The 18,824-nt window shown below is 63.2% G+C and carries 19 protein-coding genes; 14 read left to right on the top strand and 5 right to left on the bottom strand.

Annotated features, from left to right (window positions below; genetic code table 11):
- Positions 1-8 precede the first annotated feature (8 nt).
- The 4 genes from ACO550_RS31420 (at position 9) to ACO550_RS31405 (ending at position 3,732) form a co-directional block, all read left to right on the top strand.
- Positions 9-1,289, top strand: a complete 1,281-nt coding sequence (locus tag ACO550_RS31420; RefSeq protein WP_315596333.1) for a glutamate-5-semialdehyde dehydrogenase — start codon at positions 9-11, stop codon at positions 1,287-1,289.
- A gap of 17 nt (positions 1,290-1,306) precedes the next feature.
- Entirely contained in the window at positions 1,307-1,729 is a 423-nt protein-coding gene (locus ACO550_RS31415) for a CopD family protein (RefSeq protein ID WP_066732253.1), read from the top strand.
- Positions 1,730-1,794: 65 nt separating this feature from the next.
- Complete coding sequence (locus ACO550_RS31410; protein ID WP_315596332.1) at positions 1,795-2,400, top strand: DsbA family protein; 606 nt, start codon at positions 1,795-1,797, stop codon at positions 2,398-2,400.
- A 69-nt stretch (positions 2,401-2,469) separates the two neighbouring features.
- The gene (locus tag ACO550_RS31405; RefSeq protein ID WP_315596331.1) at positions 2,470-3,732 is read left to right on the top strand and encodes a THUMP domain-containing protein; all 1,263 of its coding nucleotides are present in this window, start codon (positions 2,470-2,472) and stop codon (positions 3,730-3,732) included.
- A gap of 55 nt (positions 3,733-3,787) precedes the next feature.
- On the opposite strand, the gene ACO550_RS31400 is transcribed toward ACO550_RS31405, so the two are convergent.
- From ACO550_RS31400 to ACO550_RS31385, 4 genes are all read right to left on the bottom strand, one after another.
- Positions 3,788-4,837, bottom strand: coding sequence for a response regulator (locus ACO550_RS31400; protein ID WP_315596330.1), 1,050 nt, complete (start codon positions 4,835-4,837; stop codon positions 3,788-3,790).
- Between the two features lie 213 nt (positions 4,838-5,050).
- Positions 5,051-6,523, bottom strand: coding sequence for an NAD(P)(+) transhydrogenase (Re/Si-specific) subunit beta (locus ACO550_RS31395; protein ID WP_485995069.1), 1,473 nt, complete (start codon positions 6,521-6,523; stop codon positions 5,051-5,053).
- Positions 6,523-6,852: a proton-translocating transhydrogenase family protein gene (locus ACO550_RS31390; RefSeq protein WP_315596328.1), complete on the bottom strand. Its 330-nt coding sequence runs from the start codon at positions 6,850-6,852 to the stop codon at positions 6,523-6,525. Before ACO550_RS31390 ends, ACO550_RS31395 begins: the two co-directional genes overlap by 1 nt.
- 154 nt (positions 6,853-7,006) lie before the next feature.
- A complete protein-coding gene (locus tag ACO550_RS31385; protein WP_315596327.1) occupies positions 7,007-8,128 on the bottom strand; it encodes a Re/Si-specific NAD(P)(+) transhydrogenase subunit alpha in 1,122 nt (373 codons plus the stop codon).
- 344 nt (positions 8,129-8,472) lie between these two features.
- Between ACO550_RS31385 and ACO550_RS31380 the strand changes: the two genes are divergently transcribed.
- From ACO550_RS31380 to mnmA, 5 genes are all read left to right on the top strand, one after another.
- Complete coding sequence (locus ACO550_RS31380; protein ID WP_315596326.1) at positions 8,473-9,252, top strand: TorF family putative porin; 780 nt, start codon at positions 8,473-8,475, stop codon at positions 9,250-9,252.
- A 181-nt stretch (positions 9,253-9,433) separates the two neighbouring features.
- A complete protein-coding gene (locus ACO550_RS31375; RefSeq protein ID WP_315596325.1) occupies positions 9,434-9,754 on the top strand; it encodes a hypothetical protein in 321 nt (106 codons plus the stop codon).
- Positions 9,741-10,646 carry a 4-hydroxy-tetrahydrodipicolinate synthase gene (gene dapA / locus ACO550_RS31370; RefSeq protein ID WP_315596324.1) on the top strand — a complete coding sequence of 302 codons (906 nt, stop codon included), beginning with the start codon at positions 9,741-9,743 and terminating at the stop codon, positions 10,644-10,646. The genes ACO550_RS31375 and dapA overlap by 14 nt, the downstream gene beginning before the upstream one ends.
- Before the next feature lie 59 nt (positions 10,647-10,705).
- Positions 10,706-11,218 (top strand): NUDIX domain-containing protein, encoded by a 513-nt coding sequence (locus ACO550_RS31365; RefSeq protein WP_315596323.1) that lies wholly within the window; start codon positions 10,706-10,708, stop codon positions 11,216-11,218.
- A complete protein-coding gene (gene mnmA, locus ACO550_RS31360) occupies positions 11,215-12,294 on the top strand; it encodes a tRNA 2-thiouridine(34) synthase MnmA (protein WP_315596322.1) in 1,080 nt (359 codons plus the stop codon). The genes ACO550_RS31365 and mnmA overlap by 4 nt, the downstream gene beginning before the upstream one ends.
- 67 nt (positions 12,295-12,361) lie before the next feature.
- Here mnmA and ACO550_RS31355 read toward each other — a convergent pair whose 3' ends face one another.
- Complete coding sequence (locus ACO550_RS31355; protein WP_315596321.1) at positions 12,362-12,976, bottom strand: glutathione S-transferase C-terminal domain-containing protein; 615 nt, start codon at positions 12,974-12,976, stop codon at positions 12,362-12,364.
- Positions 12,977-13,361: 385 nt separating this feature from the next.
- Here ACO550_RS31355 and purB point away from each other — a divergent pair, with 385 nt between their 5' ends.
- The 5 genes from purB (at position 13,362) to ACO550_RS31330 (ending at position 18,804) form a co-directional block, all read left to right on the top strand.
- Positions 13,362-14,738 carry an adenylosuccinate lyase gene (gene purB / locus ACO550_RS31350; RefSeq protein WP_315596320.1) on the top strand — a complete coding sequence of 459 codons (1,377 nt, stop codon included), beginning with the start codon at positions 13,362-13,364 and terminating at the stop codon, positions 14,736-14,738.
- A 392-nt stretch (positions 14,739-15,130) separates the two neighbouring features.
- On the top strand, positions 15,131-15,694 hold the full coding sequence (locus tag ACO550_RS31345; RefSeq protein ID WP_315596319.1) for a cytochrome b: 564 nt from the start codon (positions 15,131-15,133) through the stop codon (positions 15,692-15,694).
- 83 nt (positions 15,695-15,777) lie between these two features.
- A complete protein-coding gene (locus tag ACO550_RS31340; RefSeq protein WP_315596318.1) occupies positions 15,778-16,353 on the top strand; it encodes a YceI family protein in 576 nt (191 codons plus the stop codon).
- An 80-nt stretch (positions 16,354-16,433) separates the two neighbouring features.
- Positions 16,434-17,024: a YceI family protein gene (locus ACO550_RS31335; protein WP_315596317.1), complete on the top strand. Its 591-nt coding sequence runs from the start codon at positions 16,434-16,436 to the stop codon at positions 17,022-17,024.
- A gap of 388 nt (positions 17,025-17,412) precedes the next feature.
- Complete coding sequence (locus ACO550_RS31330; RefSeq protein ID WP_315596316.1) at positions 17,413-18,804, top strand: methyltransferase domain-containing protein; 1,392 nt, start codon at positions 17,413-17,415, stop codon at positions 18,802-18,804.
- Positions 18,805-18,824: the final 20 nt, after the last annotated feature.

Below are 18,824 nucleotides of genomic sequence, written 5' to 3'. Positions count from 1 at the left end.
ACACCATCATGACCGAGTTCGATCTCCACGCTTATATGTCCCGCGTTGGCCAACAGGCCCGCGCAGCGTCGCGCGCCATGGCGCGCGCCTCCACGGCCGACAAGAACCGCGCACTGCTGACGATTGCCGCGGCCATCCGCCGCGACGCCGGCAAGCTCAAGGCCATCAATGCACGCGATGTGGAACGTGCCCGCGCCAACGGCCAGGACCCCGCGTTCGTGGATCGGCTGACCCTGTCGGACAAGGCCATCGACACGATGGCGGCCGGCCTTGAGCAGATCGCCGCGCTGCCGGACCCGATTGGCGAGATCTCGAACATGAAGTTTCGTCCCACCGGCATCCAGGTGGGCCAGATGCGCGTGCCGCTTGGCGTGATCGGCATCATCTACGAATCGCGGCCGAACGTGACCATCGACGCGGCGGCGCTGTGCCTGAAATCGGGCAATGCGACCATCCTGCGCGGCGGTTCCGAGGCCATCGAATCGAACACGGCGCTGGCCGCGCTGGTGGCCGAGGGCCTGTCCGCCGCCGGACTGCCGGCCGAAGCGGTACAGGTGATCGAGACTACCGACCGCGCCGCGGTGGGCCGCCTGATCACGATGACGGAGTATGTCGACGTGATCGTGCCGCGCGGCGGCAAGAGCCTGATCGCGCGCCTGATCGAAGAAGGCCGCGTGCCGATGATCAAGCATCTGGACGGCATCTGCCACGTCTACGTCGACGACGATGCCGACCTGGAAAAGGCCGTGCGTATCTGCGACAACGCCAAGACGCAGCGCTATGCGCCGTGCAACACCATGGAAACGCTGCTGGTATCGCGCCAGATCGCGGCGGCCGTGCTGACCCCGCTGTGCCGCATCTACCAGGAGAAGGGTGTCGAGCTGCGCGTATGCGCGGACACGCGGGCCACGCTCGAAGCCGCAGGCTTCAAGGGGCTGGTCGATGCCACCGAAGAAGACTGGAGCCTCGAATACCTGGCACCGGTGCTGGCCATCCGCACCGTCGACGGACTCGATGCCGCCATCGCGCATATCAACACCTACGGCTCGGCGCACACCGATTCGATCGTGACCGAGAACTACAGCACAGGCATGCGTTTCGTGCGTGAAGTGGATTCGGCCAGCGTGATGATCAATGCGTCGACACGTTTCGCCGACGGCTTCGAGTATGGCCTCGGTGCCGAGATCGGTATCTCGAACGACAAGCTGCATGCACGTGGACCGGTGGGCCTGGAAGGCCTGACGTCGCTCAAGTACGTCGTGTTCGGACACGGCGAGATCCGTACGTAAGCGGGAGCCAGTTGCCGATGCTCTGGGTCAAGGCCTTTCACATCCTGTTCGTGGTTTCGTGGTTCGCGGGGCTGTTCTACCTGCCGCGTATCTTTGTCAATCTGGCCATGGAGACAGATCCGGCCAGCGTGCGGCGGCTGTTGCTGATGGCGCGCAAGCTGTTCCGTTTCATGACGATGCTGGCGGTGCCCGCCGTGGTGTTCGGACTGTGGCTCTATCTGGGCTACGGCATCGGACGCGGCACGGGGCAGGGCTGGATGCACGCCAAGCTGGCGCTGGTGCTGGTACTGATCGGATATCACCATGGCTGTGGCGTGCTGCTGCGCAAGTTCGAGCGCGGCGCCAATACACGCTCGCATACGTTCTACCGCTGGTTCAACGAACTGCCGGTGCTGGTATTGCTGGCCATCGTGATCCTGGTTGTCGTAAAGCCGTTCTAAGCTATCAGGTAGCAATCAGATAACAATCGGATATTGGGTCCCACTGTCTTTTCGATGAGGTCGTGATGAGCAAGCAGGTCGAGTATTTCCTGGCACCGCAATCCCCGTTCGTGTATCTCGGGCACGCGCGCTTCGTGGAGATCGCCAACCGCCATGGGGCGCAGGTGCTGCTGAAGCCGGCCGACCTGGGCAAGGTGTTCTCGGTTTCTGGCGGCGTGCCATTGGCACAGCGCCCGCCGCAACGCCAGGCGTACCGGCTGGTCGAGCTCGAACGCTGGAGCAAGTTCCTGAATATCCCGCTGAACCTGCATCCTACGTTTTTCCCGGTCTCGGGCGACGCCGCCGCCCGGCTCATCATCGCCGTACAACTGGCTCACGGTACCGCGCGCGCGTTGGCGCTTACCGCAGCGATCACACGCGCCATCTGGGCCGAGCAGCGCAATATTGCCGATGCGGCCACGCTGGCGCAGATCGCCGACGAGAACGACTTCGATGGTGCGAGCCTGCTCAAGGCCAGCGAAGCGCAGGCGGTGCAGGCCGCCTACGCGCAGAATACGCAGGACGCGATCTCCGCGAATGTGTTCGGTGCGCCGTGGTTTGTCCACGACGGCCAGTCGTACTGGGGCCAGGACCGGCTCGATTTCCTCGACCGCGCGCTTGCCGCGGGCTGATCGACACACCGGACCCGTGCACCTTCCGTCCGCCGCAGCGGACGTTTTTGTTTTCAGGAATCACTCGCCATGACCCAAGCCTTCTTTGCTCCTTGCCCGCGTGGCCTTGAACCGGCACTGGCCGAGGAGTTGCGCGAGATCGCGCAATATCCGGCCGTGGCGGCCGCAGCGCCGTTCGAGGTGCATCGCGAGATGCCCGGTGGCGTGTCGTTTTCCGGTGACATGGCTGCGGCCTACGCGGTCAATCTTCACTCGCGCATTGCCAGTCGCGTGCTGCTGCGCGTGGCGCAGCGCGGCTATCGGCATGAGGACGATGTCTACGCACTGGCGCGCCAGCAGCGCTGGGACCAATGGTTCTCGCCCGATGAGACGCTGCGCGTGGATATCACCGCGCACAAGTCGCCGCTGCAAAGCCTCAATTTCACGGCGCTACGCGTGAAGGACGGCGTCTGCGATGCGATGCGCGAACGGCTCGGTGCGCGCCCCAGCGTCGATACCGTCAGCCCGGACGTCCGCATCTATGCCCACCTGACCGAGTTCGATTGCACGCTGTACCTCGATACCACGGGCGAGCCGCTGTTCAAGCGCGGCTGGCGCATGGAAAAGGGCGAGGCACCGCTCAAGGAAAACCTTGCCGCAGGCATCCTGCGGCTGGCGGGCTGGACGCAGGGGAACACCGCCCGTCCGTTCTTCGACCCGATGTGCGGCAGCGGCACGTTCCTGGTGGAAGCCGCGCAGGTGGCGCTGGGCATTGCGCCGGGCGGGGGTCGCACGTTTGCGTTCGAATGGCTGAAGGGCGCAAACACCAAGGCGTGGCAGGCACTGCGCGCCGATGCGCAACGGGTGCGCGAGCAGGCTGCCAGCCAGGGCGCCGCGTTGCAGATCGCGGGCTCCGACATTTCGACTGACATGCTGTCGATGACACAGGCCAACTGGCGCCGTGCCGGCTTGCCGGGCGACGTGCAACTGAAGCAGGTCGATGCGCGTTTCGTGCAGCCGCCGTTTGCCGACGCAGGCCTGATGATGATGAATCCGCCGTATGGCGAACGTATCGCCGTGCGTGGCGATCGGCGCAACGCCATGCAGGACTCGCCGCGAGATGAGGCCGAGGAAGCCGCGGCCAACCAGTTCGCGAGCGCCTTCGCCACCACGCTGAAGCAGAATTTCTCGGGCTGGCAGGCCTGGGTGTTCACGGGCGACCTGTCGATCCCGAAGCGCCTGCGACTCAAGGAGTCACGCCGCACGCCGCTCTACAACGGCAATATCGAATGCCGTCTGTTCCGGTTCGATATGGTGCGTGGGGGGAATCGCGAGGCAGTGAAGAAAAGCTGAGGGGACCTGCGGTTTTGCTTCCCTCTCCGGCAGGCGAGGGAAGCAGGAATCAAACTCAGACGTGGCGGTTGCGTCCGGTCATGGCATCGGCACCGCGCGAGAATTCCGCGAGAAAACTCTGCAGGCTGACCACTGGCTCCTGCAGCATATGGCGCGGCAGGTCGAACAGCGCGTAGAAGTACTCTTCGCCACCTTCGCAGCGCTCGGCCGGCAGGCAGTACTGTTCCCAATCGAGGCATGCCGGCGTGTACATGCCATTGCCGGGCCAGAAGAATGGCACGATGCGGCCTTCCCGCAGGCCTTCGATCAATGCCGCGGGCGCTTCGTACGCCTCGGCCGATTCCACCTGGTTCATCAACCCGGCACGCGTCTCGATCACCATCAGCGTGGCATGGCCCTGCGCGGTGAGTAGCAGCATGCCCGCGGGATTCGGATACAGGTAGTACTCGACGAAACCGTAGCGCGCGGCGGTCTGGCGCACACGGTCGGCCATGACCGGGTCGGACAGGAATGAGTACGAGTGGCGCGTCAGCAGGTCGCGCAGCGTGCGCGAGATCGACGCGAAGTACTGCTGCTGGAGCGCGTCGATTTCCTCGTTCAGGCGTGCCACCATGTTCGGGTCGTGCTTCTTGACGTAGCGATCGATCAACCCATGGTTGAAACCCTGCACCGCAATGCTTTCGTCAGCCGTGCCGGTCAGCAGGATCGTCTTGCACGGCAGGTCCTTTAGCGCCTGGCAGAACTCGAGTCCGTCCATCTGCGGCATCGAGTAATCGATCACGATCACACCCGGCTGCAGGAAGCGGTGCACGTCGTGGATCTGGCGGTGAATGCGATCGACATCGAGCTGCACCGTACGGCGCTCGGACAGGAATGTGAGGTCGTCGTGCGTGACCCGTACCGGCAGGAAGGCCGGATGACGTGTGGCATACGCATCGCGAATCCATGCGAGTGCCTCGCGCGGATCGGTGAAGCTGACCACCGCGCGCGATGCATCCATCTGGAACGCCAGGCTGTCGATAAACGACTTGCTATCGTCCACCAGCACCGTCAGCACGGGGTGATGGAAGACCGACAGGTTCCGGTCATGCGCGGTAAATGTCATGGTGCGATTGAATCTGGCCGCCGGGCGCAGGGAAGGGAAAAAGAACGGGGCAAGCCAGTATAGCGCCTGAAATCACGCGTGCAACCAGACCGCGCAAAAGGAAACGGCCAGCGTTGGTTGCTGGCCGCACTAGTTCGATTTTATTGATTTCAGGTCTGCGAGTTTCTTTATTCACTTCGCGGACTGAGGGCCCTCCGCAGCATTAACGGCAACTTAATCCACGGCCTTGAACATTTCCTCCACGACCTTCTTGGCATCGCCAAACACCATCATGGTCTTGTCCATGTAGAACAGCTCGTTGTCGAGCCCGGCATAGCCGGACGCCATCGAACGCTTGTTCACGATGATGGTCTTGGCCTTGTAGGCTTCCAGGATCGGCATGCCGGCAATCGGCGATTTCGGATCGGTCTTGGCGGCGGGGTTGACCACGTCGTTGGCACCCAGCACCAGTACCACGTCGGCCTGGCCGAACTCGCTGTTGATGTCCTCCATTTCGAACACCTGGTCGTACGGCACCTCGGCTTCGGCCAGCAGCACGTTCATGTGGCCCGGCATGCGGCCTGCCACGGGGTGGATCGCGTACTTCACCGTCACGCCGTGCTCGGTCAGCTTCTCGGTCAATTCCTTGAGTGCATGCTGGGCGCGTGCCACCGCCAGGCCATAGCCGGGCACGATGATCACGGTTTCGGCATTGCTCATCACGAACGCGGCGTCGTCGGCCGAGCCGGACTTCACGTTACGTTGTGCCTGCACGCCAGCCGTGGCGCCGGCCGAGGCGTCGGCGCCGAAGCCACCCAGGATCACGTTGAAGAACGACCGGTTCATGGCCTTGCACATGATGTACGAAAGGATCGCACCGGAAGATCCGACCAGCGAGCCGGCGATGATCAGCATCGGGTTGTTCAGCGAGAAGCCGATGCCGGCCGCGGCCCAGCCCGAGTACGAGTTCAGCATCGACACCACCACTGGCATGTCCGCGCCGCCGATCGGGATGATGATCAGCACGCCCAGCACGAATGCGATGGCCAGCATGATCACGAACGGCAGCCAGGCCTGCGACAGGAAGAAGATGATGCCGAAGCCGAGCATCGCAATGGCCAGCAGCAGGTTCAGCCAGTGCTGCCCCGGGAATACCACCGGCGCACCCTGGAACAGCCGGAACTTGTAGCGGCCCGACAGCTTGCCGAATGCAATGACCGAACCCGAGAACGTGATCGCGCCCACGAAGCAGCCGATGAACAGTTCGATGCGGTTGCCGAGCGGAATGTCGTGCGAGCCAGCCGGCGTGATGCCGAACGCAGCAGGCTCGGCCACGGCGGCCACCGCGATGAACACCGCGGCAAGACCGATCAGCGAGTGCATGGCCGCCACCAGTTCGGGCATCTTGGTCATCTCGACCTTGCGGGCCACATAGGCGCCAATCCCGCCGCCCACCACCAGTGCGCCGAAGATCAGCGCCATGCCGGTACCGACCGACGACTGCGCGGCCCCGGCTGCCAGGAACTCGTTCTTGAGCTTGACGATCAGTGCCAGCGTGGTCACCACGGCAATCGCCATGCCGATCATGCCGAACGTATTGCCCTTGCGGGCCGATGCCGGGTGCGACAGACCCTTCAGGGCCTGGATGAAGCAGACCGATGCCACCAGGTACAGCAGCGTCACGAGGTTCATGCTGATGAGTTCCATCACGCGGCCTCCTTGCTGCCCGACACGGCCTTGGCCTTCGGTTCCTTCTTCTTGAACATCTCCAGCATGCGCTGGGTCACCAGGAAGCCACCGAACACGTTCACGGCGGCCAGTGCCACGGCCAGCGTGCCCATGATGCGACCCACGCCGCCTTCGGTCAGGCCGGCCGCCAGCATGGCGCCGACGATGATGATGGCCGAGATCGCATTGGTCACGGCCATCAGCGGGGTGTGCAGCGCGGGTGTGACCGTCCATACCACGTGGTACCCCACGTAGATGGCCAGCACAAAGATGATCAGGTTGATCACCGTGTGGTTAACCATATCCATCGACTTCTCCTCCGTTGCTTTCGAATACTTGCTGCCATGCATCGCGCCAGGCGGGACTGCGAGAAACCAGTACTTCAGGAACAACGTGTGCCGAGGGCGCGGCGGTGCGTGGCGCGGCCGGCTCGGTCCGCGCCACGGCGTCAACAGGAAAAAATCAGGCGGCCTGCCTGACGACCTGGCCGTCCTTGCACATCAGGCAGGCCGCGACGATGTCGTCTTCGAGGTTGAGCGTATAGCGGCCGTCCTTGTCGACGATCAGCTTGAGGAAGTCCAGCACGTTGCGCGCGTAGAGCGCCGACGCGTCGGCGGCCACCATGCTGGCCAGGTTGGTATGGCCGATCAGCACCACGCCGTGGCGTTCGACGACTTCGTCGGCCACGGTCAGCGGGCAGTTGCCGCCCTGCGCGGCGGCCAGGTCCACCACCACGGAACCAGGCTTCATCTGCTTCACGGTGTCTTCCGCCAGCAACACCGGTGCCTTGCGGCCCGGAATCAATGCCGTGGTGATGACGATGTCGGCCTGGATGGCACGCTGGTGCACCAGCTCGGCCTGGCGGCGCATCCAGTCTGGCGGCATCGGGCGCGCATAGCCGCCCACGCCCTGGGCAATCTCGCGTTCCTCGTCGGTCACGAACGGTACGTCGAGAAATTTTGCGCCGAGCGATTCGATCTGCTCCTTCACGGCGGGGCGCACGTCGGAAGCCTCGATCACGGCGCCCAGGCGCTTGGCCGTGGCAATCGCCTGCAGGCCGGCCACGCCGGCGCCAAGGATCAGCACGCGCGCGGCCTTGACGGTGCCAGCCGCGGTCATCAGCATCGGCATGAAGCGCTGGTAGTGGTGCGCAGCCACCAGCACGGCCTTGTAGCCGGCGATGTTGGCTTGCGACGACAGCACGTCCATGCTCTGCGCGCGCGTGGTGCGCGGCGCGGCCTCCAGCGCGAACGCGGTGATCGCGGCGCTGGCCATGCGGGCGTTGTTTTCGATATCGAACGGATTGAGCATGCCAACGAGTACCGAGCCGGCCCTGAACTGGGCACGCTCCGCATCGTCGGGCGAACGGACCTTGAGCACGAGCTCCGCGCCGAGCGCGTCGGCCGCGGAGCCGATACGCGCGCCGGCCGCTTCGAACGCGGCGTCGGGAATACTGGCGCGTACCCCTGCGCCGGCCTGCACGGTCACCTGGTGGCCCTGGGCAACGTACTTCTTGACCGTCTCCGGGGTAGCGGCGACACGCGTCTCACCTGCCCGCGTTTCGAGCGGGATGCCGATATGCATCGTCAATTTCTCCTGTCTGGCGTCGTTCGTATCTGTTGGTCGGGCCAACGTCCTTGCCCGTTGGTGCATTGCAAAACAACACACCAATTTTTGCGCAGCTTACCCGAAACTTACGTTCGATGGTGACCGGACGGTCGGAGATTTGTGCGGTCGCCACGACTCATTTTTGCTACGCATGAAACGACTCATTTCATGCAGACCCGATTGCTTCGTAAAACCGTCTTTATCAAATGACATCGGCGTCACCTGAATTCTTGATGCCGATTTGAGGTCCGGCTGCGTATCGTGGCGCCCACGTCTCATCCGAGGCGTTCCAAAAAAACGCGTCCACGTAACCTGAATTCATGATCGCAACCCGCCTGATGACCTCGGTGCCGGCCACGCTGGCCACCGCCGTCCTGCTAGCAGCACCGTTCTCCGCCGCCTTTGCCCAGGAGGCCGAGCCGGCCTCGCCCCATGCCTTCACCGCCAACGTATCGGTGGTATCCGACTATCGCTACCGCGGCATCAGCCAGACCGACCGTCGCCCGGCCATCCAGGGCGGCTTCGACTATGCGCATGCCAGTGGCTTCTACATTGGCAACTGGAATTCGAGCATCAGTTGGCTCGGCGATGCCGATCCGTCGGTGTCCGCGCCGGTCGAGATGGACTTCTACGGCGGCTTCAAGAATTCGTTCCAGGTGGCCGGACAGGACATCAACTATGACGTCGGCGTGCTCGAGTACTACTACCCGGGCGGATATACGACCACGCGTCCGTACACCACCGAACTTTACGCCGGCGTTGGCTGGGGCCCGGTGTTCCTGAAGTACTCGCATGCGGTGACCAACCTGTTCGGGTTTGCCGATAGCAAGAACAGCTACTACATCGACCTGAGCGCCAACGTGCCGTTGAACGTATGGGACCTGACGCTGAACGCGCATGTGGGCTACCAGGGCGTGCAGCATTTCAGCGACGCGTCGTACACGGACTGGAAGCTCGGGCTGACCAAGGACCTTGGCAAGGGCTTCGCGCTATCCGTGGCGTATATCGGCACCAATGCCGACAAGACGGTCTACACCAACACGCGTGGCCGCTACCTGGGCAAGGCGACTGCGTTTGCATCGATCACGAAGACGTTTTGAGTTGTACAGCTCCCCTCTCCCGCTACGCGGGAGAGGGGAGACAATCAAAATCAAAATCAAAGGCAAGACCTTTATGCCTTCTTGATGCATCCCGCCTTCAATCCTGCATCAATTTGAGATGCCCGTCCCTAGCATGGAGTCATGTTCAACAGACGATCCGCCAAGCGCGGATCACCGCTTCATGCGACAGTCATCGAGTCTCGCCGTGGCGTTTGCTTCTGTCCCGCGACGCCGCGCCGTTGCGCCGGATCCATGGATCCGGCTGCGCCTGGCGGTTTCGTCCGCGCAGGTATTTGCGCTGCGCCAGACCTTGCATCGGGCGATCGGCAATATGGCGCGGATCTACGTGGTGGAAGTCGATCATCGCCATGCAGAGACCACGTTGCATGTGGAGGTGGAGCGCGGCGACCGCGATGCGGCCATGCATGCAATCATGGCGGCATTGCCCGCCGCCGAGTTTGGCGTGGCCACGGTGCTTGGAGACGACCATGGCACGCATTGAGCATCGCGTTGCGATGGCTGGTGGCCTGTGGTTGCCGATGGTGACACCGTTGCGCAATGAGCAGGTGGACCTCGATGCCGCGCAGCGGCTGGCCACGCACTATGCGGCGGCCGGCGTCGATGGCCTCATCGTGCTTGGCACGACGGGCGAGGGCGGCCTGTTGACCGACGCCGAGCGCTTCATGCTGACGGCTGCGGTACTCGAAGCCGTGGACGGTGTGCTGCCGGTCATGGCAGGTGTGGGCGGCGTGGCCACGCATGCGGTATGCGAGCAGGTGCGCCGGCTCGACCGCCTGCCGCTGGCCGGTTATCTGGTGCCGCCGCCTTACTACCTGCGCGTATCGGATGAAGGCATAGCATGGCATATGCGCAGCGTGGCCAGCCAGACCGGCAAGCCATTGATGCTCTACAACGTGCCGAAGCGCACCGGTTGCACGATTTCCCCTGAACTTGCATGGCGACTGGCCGCACATCCGCAGATCGTGGCGATCAAGGAGTGCGATCCGGCAGGCCTGCGCACGCTGGCAGTGCAGGATCTGATCGGCGTGTTCTGCGGCGACGATACGCTGATGCTCGACCACCTGTTGCGCGGCGGACAGGGCATCGTGCCGGCGGCCGCGCATGTGCGTCCCGACCTGTTTGTCCGGCTGCTGCAATATGCGCGTACCGGTCGCGAGGAAGCGGCGCGCGCGCTGTTCCGCCAGTTGTCGCCGTTGATCGGGCTGATGTTTGCCGAGCCGAACCCGGCGCCGGTCAAGGCCGCGCTGGCCCTGTCCGGACTTGTTACCGCCGAGGTGCGCCGACCGTTGATGCCGGCGTCCAGCGCACTTGTGGCGCAGATCGATGAGGCCCTGGCCTTGCTGCCCGCCGAACTGGCGGCCCAGGCCGCCTGAAACGCCGCGCGTGCTGCACGTTCCAGCGGCAACCGGTAAAATGCCGGATTGCTTAAAAAATGTGCATCATGTCACGTGAATGGAATGCCAGCGTCACGGTCGCCGCGGTTATCGAGCGGGGCGGCCGCTTCCTGCTGGTGGAAGAGGAAACGGTGGACGGTCTGCGCCTGAACCAGCCCGCAGGCCATCTGGAAGCGGGCGAGAGCCTGATCCGCGCCGTGATCCGCGAAACGCTCGAGGAAACCGCGCACACGTTTGAACCGCGTGCGTTGCTCGGCTGCTACATGAGCCGTGGCCGCTCGTCGCGCGACCAGGGCGACACCACCTATATCCGCTTTGCCTTTACCGGCGATATCGGCTCGCTCGACGCGGGCCGGCAACTCGATACCGGCATTGTCCGCACGGTGTGGATGACTGCCGAGGAATTGCGCGCCAGTGTCGAGCGTCACCGTTCGCCGCTGGTGATGGCCTGCGTGGAAGACTACGTGGCCGGCAAGCGGTTTGCGCTGGACATGCTGCACACCCATCCGACCGCCGTTGCCGAACCGGCTGCCACGGGAGTCTCGTCGTGAGCGGCAAGCGTGTCGTGGTAGGGATGTCGGGCGGCGTGGATTCGTCGGTCACGGCATGGCTGCTCAAGCAGCAGGGCTACGAGGTCATCGGCCTGTTCATGAAGAACTGGGAAGACGATGACGACAGCGAATATTGCTCCACGCGCCAGGACTGGCTCGACGTGGCATCGGTTGCCGACGTGATCGGCGTGGACGTGGAGGCGGTCAACTTCGCGGCCGAATACAAGGATCGCGTGTTCGCCGACTTCCTGCGCGAATACTCGGCCGGACGCACGCCGAATCCGGATGTGCTGTGCAATGCCGAGATCAAGTTCAAGGCGTTTCTCGACCACGCGATGTCGCTGGGTGCGGACCTTATCGCCACAGGCCACTATGCACGCGTGCGCCGGGCGGAAGACGGCCGCTCCGAACTGCTCAAGGCGTTCGACCATACCAAGGACCAGAGCTACTTCCTGCATCGGCTGAACCAGGCGCAACTGTCGCGCACGATGTTCCCGCTGGGCGAGATCCCGAAGACGCGCGTACGCGAGATCGCCGCCGAAATCGGCCTGCCCAACGCGAAGAAGAAAGATTCGACCGGCATCTGCTTTATCGGCGAACGCCCGTTCCGTGACTTCCTGAACCGTTACCTGCCGACCCGGCCCGGTCCGATGATGACCGACGAAGGCAAGGTCGTGGGCGAGCATATCGGGCTGGCTTTCTACACGCTGGGCCAACGCAAGGGTATCGGGCTCGGTGGCAGCAAGGATGGCAACGGCGACGCGTGGTACGTGGCGCGCAAGGACATGGCCAGCAATACGCTGTACGTGGTGCAGGGGCATGATCACCCCTGGCTGCTGAAGCCCGAACTCGATGCCGCGGACTTGTCGTGGGTGGCGGGGGAACCGCCGGCTGCCGGCGCGGTGATGGCCGCGAAGACCCGCTATCGGCAGAGCGATGCGCCGTGTACGGTCGTGAAGGCGGAGGGCGATGCGTTGCGGCTGTCGTTTGCCGAAGCGCAGTGGGCCGTGACGCCGGGTCAGTCGGCGGTACTGTACGACGGCGATGTCTGCCTCGGAGGCGGCATCATCCAGTGATGGAGAAGCAAAAGGAAAACGGCCGCATGCGGCCGTTTTTTCATTGGTACATCCAGTGCCCTGTGCTTCAGGCCTTGGGTGGTTCGGTATCGATGAACGACTGGCGCTTCTCGATCTTTTCCTGGAACGCGACGAGGTTAGGGTACTGGTCGCGCCAGGCGATGTCCGGGAAGCGGAAATCCAGGTAGGCCAGCGCGCAGCCTACGGCCACGTCAGCGAGCGTGTAATGGATACCAGTGCACCACGGCTTGTCGGCCAGGCCCGTCGACATCGCGGCCAGTGCCGCATCGATCTTGCCGCGCTGGCGTGCCACCCAGCCTTCGCTGCGTTCATGGGCCTGGCGCTGCGTGCCTTCCAGGCGTACCAGCAGCGCGGCGTCCAGCAGGCCGTCGGCCAGTGCTTCCCAGCAGCGCACTTCGAGACGCTCGCGACCACCTTGCGGAATCAGGCGGCTGACCGGCGACAGCGTGTCGGCATATTCGGCAATCACGCGCGAATCGAAGACCGCGCCGCCATCTTCCATGATCAGGCACGGCACCTTGCCGAGCGGATTGAACTGACCAATCGTGGTGTCGGGCGACCAGACGTTCTCCTCGATCATCTGGTAGTCGATCTTCTTTTCCGCCAGCACCACGCGCACCTTGCGCGCATACGGGCTGGTGTGGGACGCATACAGCTTCATGTTCTCCCCTTGAGCTTGTTATGAAGTGCATCGGCGCTCCGATGGCACGCGCAACTGCGTGCCCGATGCACTTCATAACAGGCTAACGGATGAGCGAGCGCGAGTATACCCGCGCCCGGAGCCACGTGCGGCGCCAATGCGGCCTTGCGCACCGAGGAGCGTGCATTGCTTGTGGCAGGCAGCACAGCGCCATGCCCCGATGGTAAAATCCCGCGTTGCGCGTTCGGCGGCCGGCCTCGTGGCCGCCGTCGAAACCCTGGCATTGGCAAGTACGAGCGGCGCATCAGCCGCTTCTATCTGCACTTTGTACGCTTCTGTTCGCATTTGCGTGGTTCCTCGCCCCCAGCACGAACCTCCCGTTTCCTCAATTCTCCCGGTTGCCAGCATGTCCACGTCCTCCCTTTCGCCGCTCACCGCCCTGTCTCCCATCGATGGCCGCTATGCCGCCAAGGCCGATGCGCTGCGCGAATGGCTGTCCGAAGCGGCCTTCATGCGCAACCGCGTCAAGGTCGAGGTCAACTGGCTGATCGCGCTGGCGCAGGCGGGCCTGCCCGACGTGCCGAAGTTCTCGGCCGCGTCGGAAGCCGCGCTCCAGGCGCTGGTGGACAACTTCACCGAAGCCGACGCCGCGCGCATCAAGGAAATTGAAGCCGTTACCAATCACGACGTGAAGGCGGTCGAGTACTGGCTCAAGGAACAGGTCAAGGGCAACGCGGAACTGGAAGCCGCCAGCGAGTTCATTCACTTTGCCTGCACGTCGGAAGACATCAACAACACGTCGCACGGCATGATGCTCAAGGGCGCCCGTGACGGCGTGATCGTGCCGACGCTCAAGCGCGTGCAGGCCCGCCTGGTGGAACTGGCCAAGCTCAACGCCACGCAGCCGATGCTGTCGCGCACGCATGGCCAGCCCGCCAGCCCGACCACGCTGGGCAAGGAACTGGCCAATGTGGCCGCGCGCCTGGCACGTGCCATCGAGCGCGTCGAGCGTGTGGAACTGCTGGGCAAGATGAATGGTGCCGTGGGCAACTACAACGCGCACCTGTCGGCGTACCCCTCGTTCGACTGGGAAGCGTTCTCGAAGCAGGTGATCGAGCAGCGCCTGGGCCTGACATTCAACCCGTACACGATCCAGATCGAGCCGCACGACTACATGGCCGAGCTGTTCGACGCCATCGGCCGCGCCAACACGATCCTGCTGGACCTGAACCGCGACGTGTGGGGCTATATCGCGCTGGGCTACTTCAAGCAGAAGACCAAGGCCGGTGAAATTGGCTCGTCGACCATGCCGCACAAGGTCAACCCGATCGATTTCGAGAATTCGGAAGGCAACGTAGGCCTGGCCAATGCCGTGCTGCGCCACCTGTCGGAAAAGCTGCCCGTATCGCGCTGGCAGCGCGACCTGACCGATTCCACCGTGCTGCGCAACATGGGCGTGGCCTTTGGCTACAGCCTGCTGGCCTACGAGGCCTGCCTGCGCGGCCTGGGCAAGCTGGAAACCAACCCCGAGCGCCTGAACGAAGACCTCGACAACTGCTGGGAAGTGCTGGCCGAGCCCGTGCAGACCGTGATGCGCCGTTTCGGTGTGCCCAATCCGTATGAACAGCTGAAGGAACTGACGCGCGGCAAGGGTATCTCGCGCGAAGCGCTGCAGACGTTCGTGCAGGGCCTGGCCATTCCCGATGATGCCAAGAAGCTGCTGCTGGACATGACGCCGGCCAGCTATATCGGCAAGGCCGTGGAACTGGCGAACCGTATCTGATCGCTATCGTCGCTGCCGCGCGGTGTCGCGGCGCAACGCATCAAAAGGGCTGACCTCCGGGTCGGCCCTTTTTGTTTGCGCCGGTTTCGAAAGAATGTACTTTGGCTTGACCAAAAGGCCGCCCCGGTCGGACGCGGGCGCGCTACGATCGGTTCCGGGGCGGCGGGTGCGACATCTCGACACATCAAATGATTTGAACAACTTAATGAAGTTCGACCCTTCCCAGCCTGTGCTGGTCCCCTAATAATGCGAGAATCGTTGGCAACATGGCGGACCGGTTACGGCAAGGTACTGCGCAAGGTATTGTGCAAGATACCGTCGCATCGGCCGGACGCGCCGTCGTGGTGACCGTCAAAAGATAACGAAAGCAACAATCGAAGGGATTGACTGACATGGGTTCCAATGGATCCTGGCCGGGGGGCCAGGCCCGCTATACCGCCACGGCGATCAGCCTGCACTGGCTGATCGCATTCGGCATCTTTGCCGCGTTCGGGCTCGGTCTCTACATGACCGGTATCCCGGGGCTGACGCCGACCAAGCTCAAGCTGTTCTCGTGGCACAAATGGCTCGGCGTAACCATTTTCATGGTGGCCGTGCTGCGCGTGATCTGGCGCGCCACCCACGCGGCACCGGCGGTGGCGCCGGGTACGCCGGCCTGGCAGGCCAGGGCCGCCGCCGCCGCGCATCACCTGCTTTATGTGCTGATCCTGATCGTGCCGATCACCGGTTATCTCTACAGCTCGGCAGTGGGCGTGCCCGTGGTGTACCTGGGCCTGTGGAAGCTGCCGCCGCTGATCGAGGCCAGCGATACGCTCAAGCCGATTCTGAAGTTTGCCCACATGTGGCTGAACTACCTGATGGCGACGATCGTGGTGGTGCACGCCGCCGCGGCGATCAAGCATCAGGTCATCGATCGCGATGGCACGCTTGCGCGCATGATTCCGTTCCTGCGCTGAATCGCTGAAGTACCTGACCGAAAAACGGACCGACCAACAGACCGACCAACGGCCCCGCGGGCCAGTCATTACTGGAGTTTCAGATGAAACGCATGTCTCGTCCCGGCACGATGTTCGTGGCGGCCGCACTGGCCACCGCTGGCCTGGCCGCCAACCTCGCATGGGCCCAGATCGATGCCGCCAAGAGCTCGGTCACGGCGACCGCCAAGCAGATCGGCGTGCCGATGGAGGGCAAGTTCAAGAAGTTCGACGCAACGGTCGACTTCGATCCGGCCAAGCTGGCCACCTCGTCAGCCAAGGTCGAGATCGATGTATCGACGTTCGAGATCGGCGATGCCGAGACCACCAAGGAGGTCAAGGGCAAGGATTGGTTCGACGCGGGCAAGTACCCGAAGGCCGTGTTCCAGTCCACCAGCATCAAGGCCGGCGCCGCTGGCAAGTACGACGTGGCCGGCAAGCTGACCATCAAGGGCAAGACCGTCGACGTCACCGTTCCCGCCACCTACCGGCAGGAAGCGGGGGCCCAGGTGTTTGAAGGCGTGCTGCCGATCAAGCGGACCGTATTCAATATCGGCGACGGCGAGTGGAAAGACACGTCGGTCGTGGCCGACGACGTCCAGATCAAGTTTCATATCGTGACCCCGGCAAAGAAGGGCTGAGGCAGGCTTCGTCCCGCTCACCGCCCCTTGGCCATATTTACTGACCTTCCTCTCCAACTTTTTGACGGGAGATTCATAACATGAAGATGCGTACCCTGATCGCCGCTGCCGCGGCAGCCTCCGCCACGTTTGCCGCCGGTGCCGCCATGGCCAATGCGACGACGTACAACATCGACCCGACGCACACGTATCCGAGCTTCGAGGCCGATCACCTGGGCGGCCTGTCGAAGTGGCGTGGCAAGTTCGACAAGTCCACCGGTGTCGTGACGCTGGACCGTGCCGCAAAGGCCGGCACGGTGGACATCAAGATCGATGCCACGTCGATCGATTTCGGCAACAGCAAGCTCAACGAGCATGCCAAGAGCCCGGAAATGTTTGACGTGCAGGCCTTCCCGGATGCCACGTACAAGGGCAAGTTCTCGAAGTTCAAGGGTGACGTGCCGACCGAGGTGGAAGGCGTGCTGACGCTGCGCGGCGTGTCGAAGCCGGTCAAGCTGGAGATCAAGGAATTCAAGTGCATCCAGCACCCGATGCTCAAGCGCGAGGCTTGCGGCGCCGATGCCGTGGCCGAGTTCAACCGTGCCGATTTCGGTATCGACTACGGCGCCAAGTACGGCTTCAAGCAGGACGTCAAGCTCGCGATCCAGGTGGAAGCGGTCAAGGCCGACTGATCACGGCGCGATGCATTGCCGGCGTGCCCACGCCGGTGCGGCACATGTCATTTTCTTAAGACATGGGCACGAAATGAGCCAGCAGAGATGCTGGCTCATTTTTTTTCATGCCTGCATACCCCACTTCATACTGCGAGTGCGTTGTTGTACGGTTCAGAATTGCCACAGTACAATGGTTCGCCGCAGTCCCACCCTCAGGGGCGGTGCCCGCCCCCGAATCCAGCCGGTGGCGTGCTCACCCCGCAAACAGGTCACGCGCATCGCTATGAGCATTGGCTGCATTCCCTGATAGGCCGTAAGCCGCAAGACCCTTGCCTGTGCTGTACCCGGCCGGCGCCCGTTGGCAGCCTGGCCCGCAGCGTTTCTCGGATTTCCCTGGCGCGATACCGTGTACTCCAAAACGCAAATCGATCCGGTAGTTAGCTTCCGCAACTCGCAGGGCGAGCAGGTGCGGGGCACGATCATCAATCTCCAGCGCAAGTCGCTGGTGATGGAAATCTACAATCCCTATTCGATTGTCCAGGTCAGCGAAGTATTGAGCGAGCTGAGCGTGCGCATGGGCGCGAAGAACGCTTATCTCGGCAAGGCCGTGGTCATGAGCCTGGTAAACACGGGCCTGACAGCGGTGGTATCGCTGACGCTGATCGACGAATGGCGCGAACTGACGGACGTGAACGATGCACCGAAATCGGTCGCTCGCGAAGCCGAGATGTTCGTGCAGGACTGGGATACGCGCTTCAATATCCGCCGCGACTACCAGATCGTGGTCAACGAGATGCGCGCGTTCCTGTCTGAAGTCTCGCGCTGGGTCGAGCAGGTGGACCTGACCGAATCGTTGCCGAAACGCGAAGGGCGGCTGCGCGAGGACGTGTTCTACGAACTGGCCTCGCCGCTGATGGGCAAGGTGAAGACCTACCTGGACTGGCTTGAAGACGAGGCGCAGCGGGTGGACACCGAGCTCGCACCCGTGCATCGCACCTACGCGCAGGCCGCGTTGCACCCGCTGCTGCTGCGTGCGCCATTCGTATATCGCACGTTTACGAAGCCTCTGGGCTACGCGGGCGACTACGAGATGGTGAACCAGATCCTCAGCGATCCGCAGCAGGGTCCCACCACGTACTTCCAGATCGTCAATACCGCTTTCCTGAAGGCGGCGGTGGCGACCGCGCACCGTAACCGGATCGACCTGCTGGTGGATTTCCTGACGCGCCAGGCCGAGCGCGCGCGCGCCGCGGGCCGGCCGTTCCGCGTGCTCAATGTGGGTTGTGGTCCCGCGTTCGAGATCCAGCGTTTCGTGCGCGAATACCCGAATCCGGAGCTGCTATCGTTCCAGCTCGTCGATTTCAGCGAGGAAACGCTGGATTACACGCGGGGCTCGGTGGAGCGCTCCGCGGCCGCGGCGGGCCACAAGGCGTCGGTCGAAATGGTGCATCAGTCGGTGCATGACCTATTGAAACGCCGTATTTCTGCCGATGATCCCAGTGTGCGCGAGTTCGATGCCGTTTACTGCGCGGGCCTGTTCGATTACCTGTCCGACAAGGTCTGTGCGCGCCTGCTGTCCTATTTCGCCTCGCGAACCAGGCCAGACGGGCAGTTGCTCGTCACCAATGTCCACTCCGACAACCCCGAGAAGTTCGGGATGGAACACTTGCTGGAGTGGTATCTGATTTATCGCGACGAGGCCGGAATGACCTCGCTGTTGCCGGAGAATTCGCATGCCCACCGACTCTATGTCGATGAAACCGGTGTCAATGTCTTCGCCGAAGCCACTATCCGCTGAGGACGACGCGGCGCCAGCTG

This window comes from Cupriavidus sp., assembly GCF_057315035.1.
Note: the sequence above shows the minus strand (reverse complement) of the source record. Positions and strands in the feature narration are given on the sequence as shown.

Coding starts and splice junctions, on each gene's coding strand:
- ACO550_RS31415 (WP_066732253.1), top strand. CDS start 1,307: ATGCTCTGGGTCAAGGCCTTTCACATCCTGTTCGTGGTTTCGTGGTTC.
- ACO550_RS31380 (WP_315596326.1), top strand. CDS start 8,473: ATGATCGCAACCCGCCTGATGACCTCGGTGCCGGCCACGCTGGCCACC.
- ACO550_RS31335 (WP_315596317.1), top strand. CDS start 16,434: ATGAAGATGCGTACCCTGATCGCCGCTGCCGCGGCAGCCTCCGCCACG.
- ACO550_RS31410 (WP_315596332.1), top strand. CDS start 1,795: ATGAGCAAGCAGGTCGAGTATTTCCTGGCACCGCAATCCCCGTTCGTG.
- ACO550_RS31340 (WP_315596318.1), top strand. CDS start 15,778: ATGAAACGCATGTCTCGTCCCGGCACGATGTTCGTGGCGGCCGCACTG.
- ACO550_RS31420 (WP_315596333.1), top strand. CDS start 9: ATGACCGAGTTCGATCTCCACGCTTATATGTCCCGCGTTGGCCAACAG.
- ACO550_RS31405 (WP_315596331.1), top strand. CDS start 2,470: ATGACCCAAGCCTTCTTTGCTCCTTGCCCGCGTGGCCTTGAACCGGCA.
- ACO550_RS31375 (WP_315596325.1), top strand. CDS start 9,434: ATGCGACAGTCATCGAGTCTCGCCGTGGCGTTTGCTTCTGTCCCGCGA.
- ACO550_RS31365 (WP_315596323.1), top strand. CDS start 10,706: ATGTGCATCATGTCACGTGAATGGAATGCCAGCGTCACGGTCGCCGCG.
- ACO550_RS31395 (WP_485995069.1), bottom strand. CDS start 6,523: ATGGAACTCATCAGCATGAACCTCGTGACGCTGCTGTACCTGGTGGCA.
- ACO550_RS31345 (WP_315596319.1), top strand. CDS start 15,131: ATGGGTTCCAATGGATCCTGGCCGGGGGGCCAGGCCCGCTATACCGCC.
- ACO550_RS31400 (WP_315596330.1), bottom strand. CDS start 4,837: ATGACATTTACCGCGCATGACCGGAACCTGTCGGTCTTCCATCACCCC.
- ACO550_RS31385 (WP_315596327.1), bottom strand. CDS start 8,128: ATGCATATCGGCATCCCGCTCGAAACGCGGGCAGGTGAGACGCGTGTC.
- dapA (WP_315596324.1), top strand. CDS start 9,741: ATGGCACGCATTGAGCATCGCGTTGCGATGGCTGGTGGCCTGTGGTTG.
- purB (WP_315596320.1), top strand. CDS start 13,362: ATGTCCACGTCCTCCCTTTCGCCGCTCACCGCCCTGTCTCCCATCGAT.
- ACO550_RS31355 (WP_315596321.1), bottom strand. CDS start 12,976: ATGAAGCTGTATGCGTCCCACACCAGCCCGTATGCGCGCAAGGTGCGC.
- ACO550_RS31390 (WP_315596328.1), bottom strand. CDS start 6,852: ATGGATATGGTTAACCACACGGTGATCAACCTGATCATCTTTGTGCTG.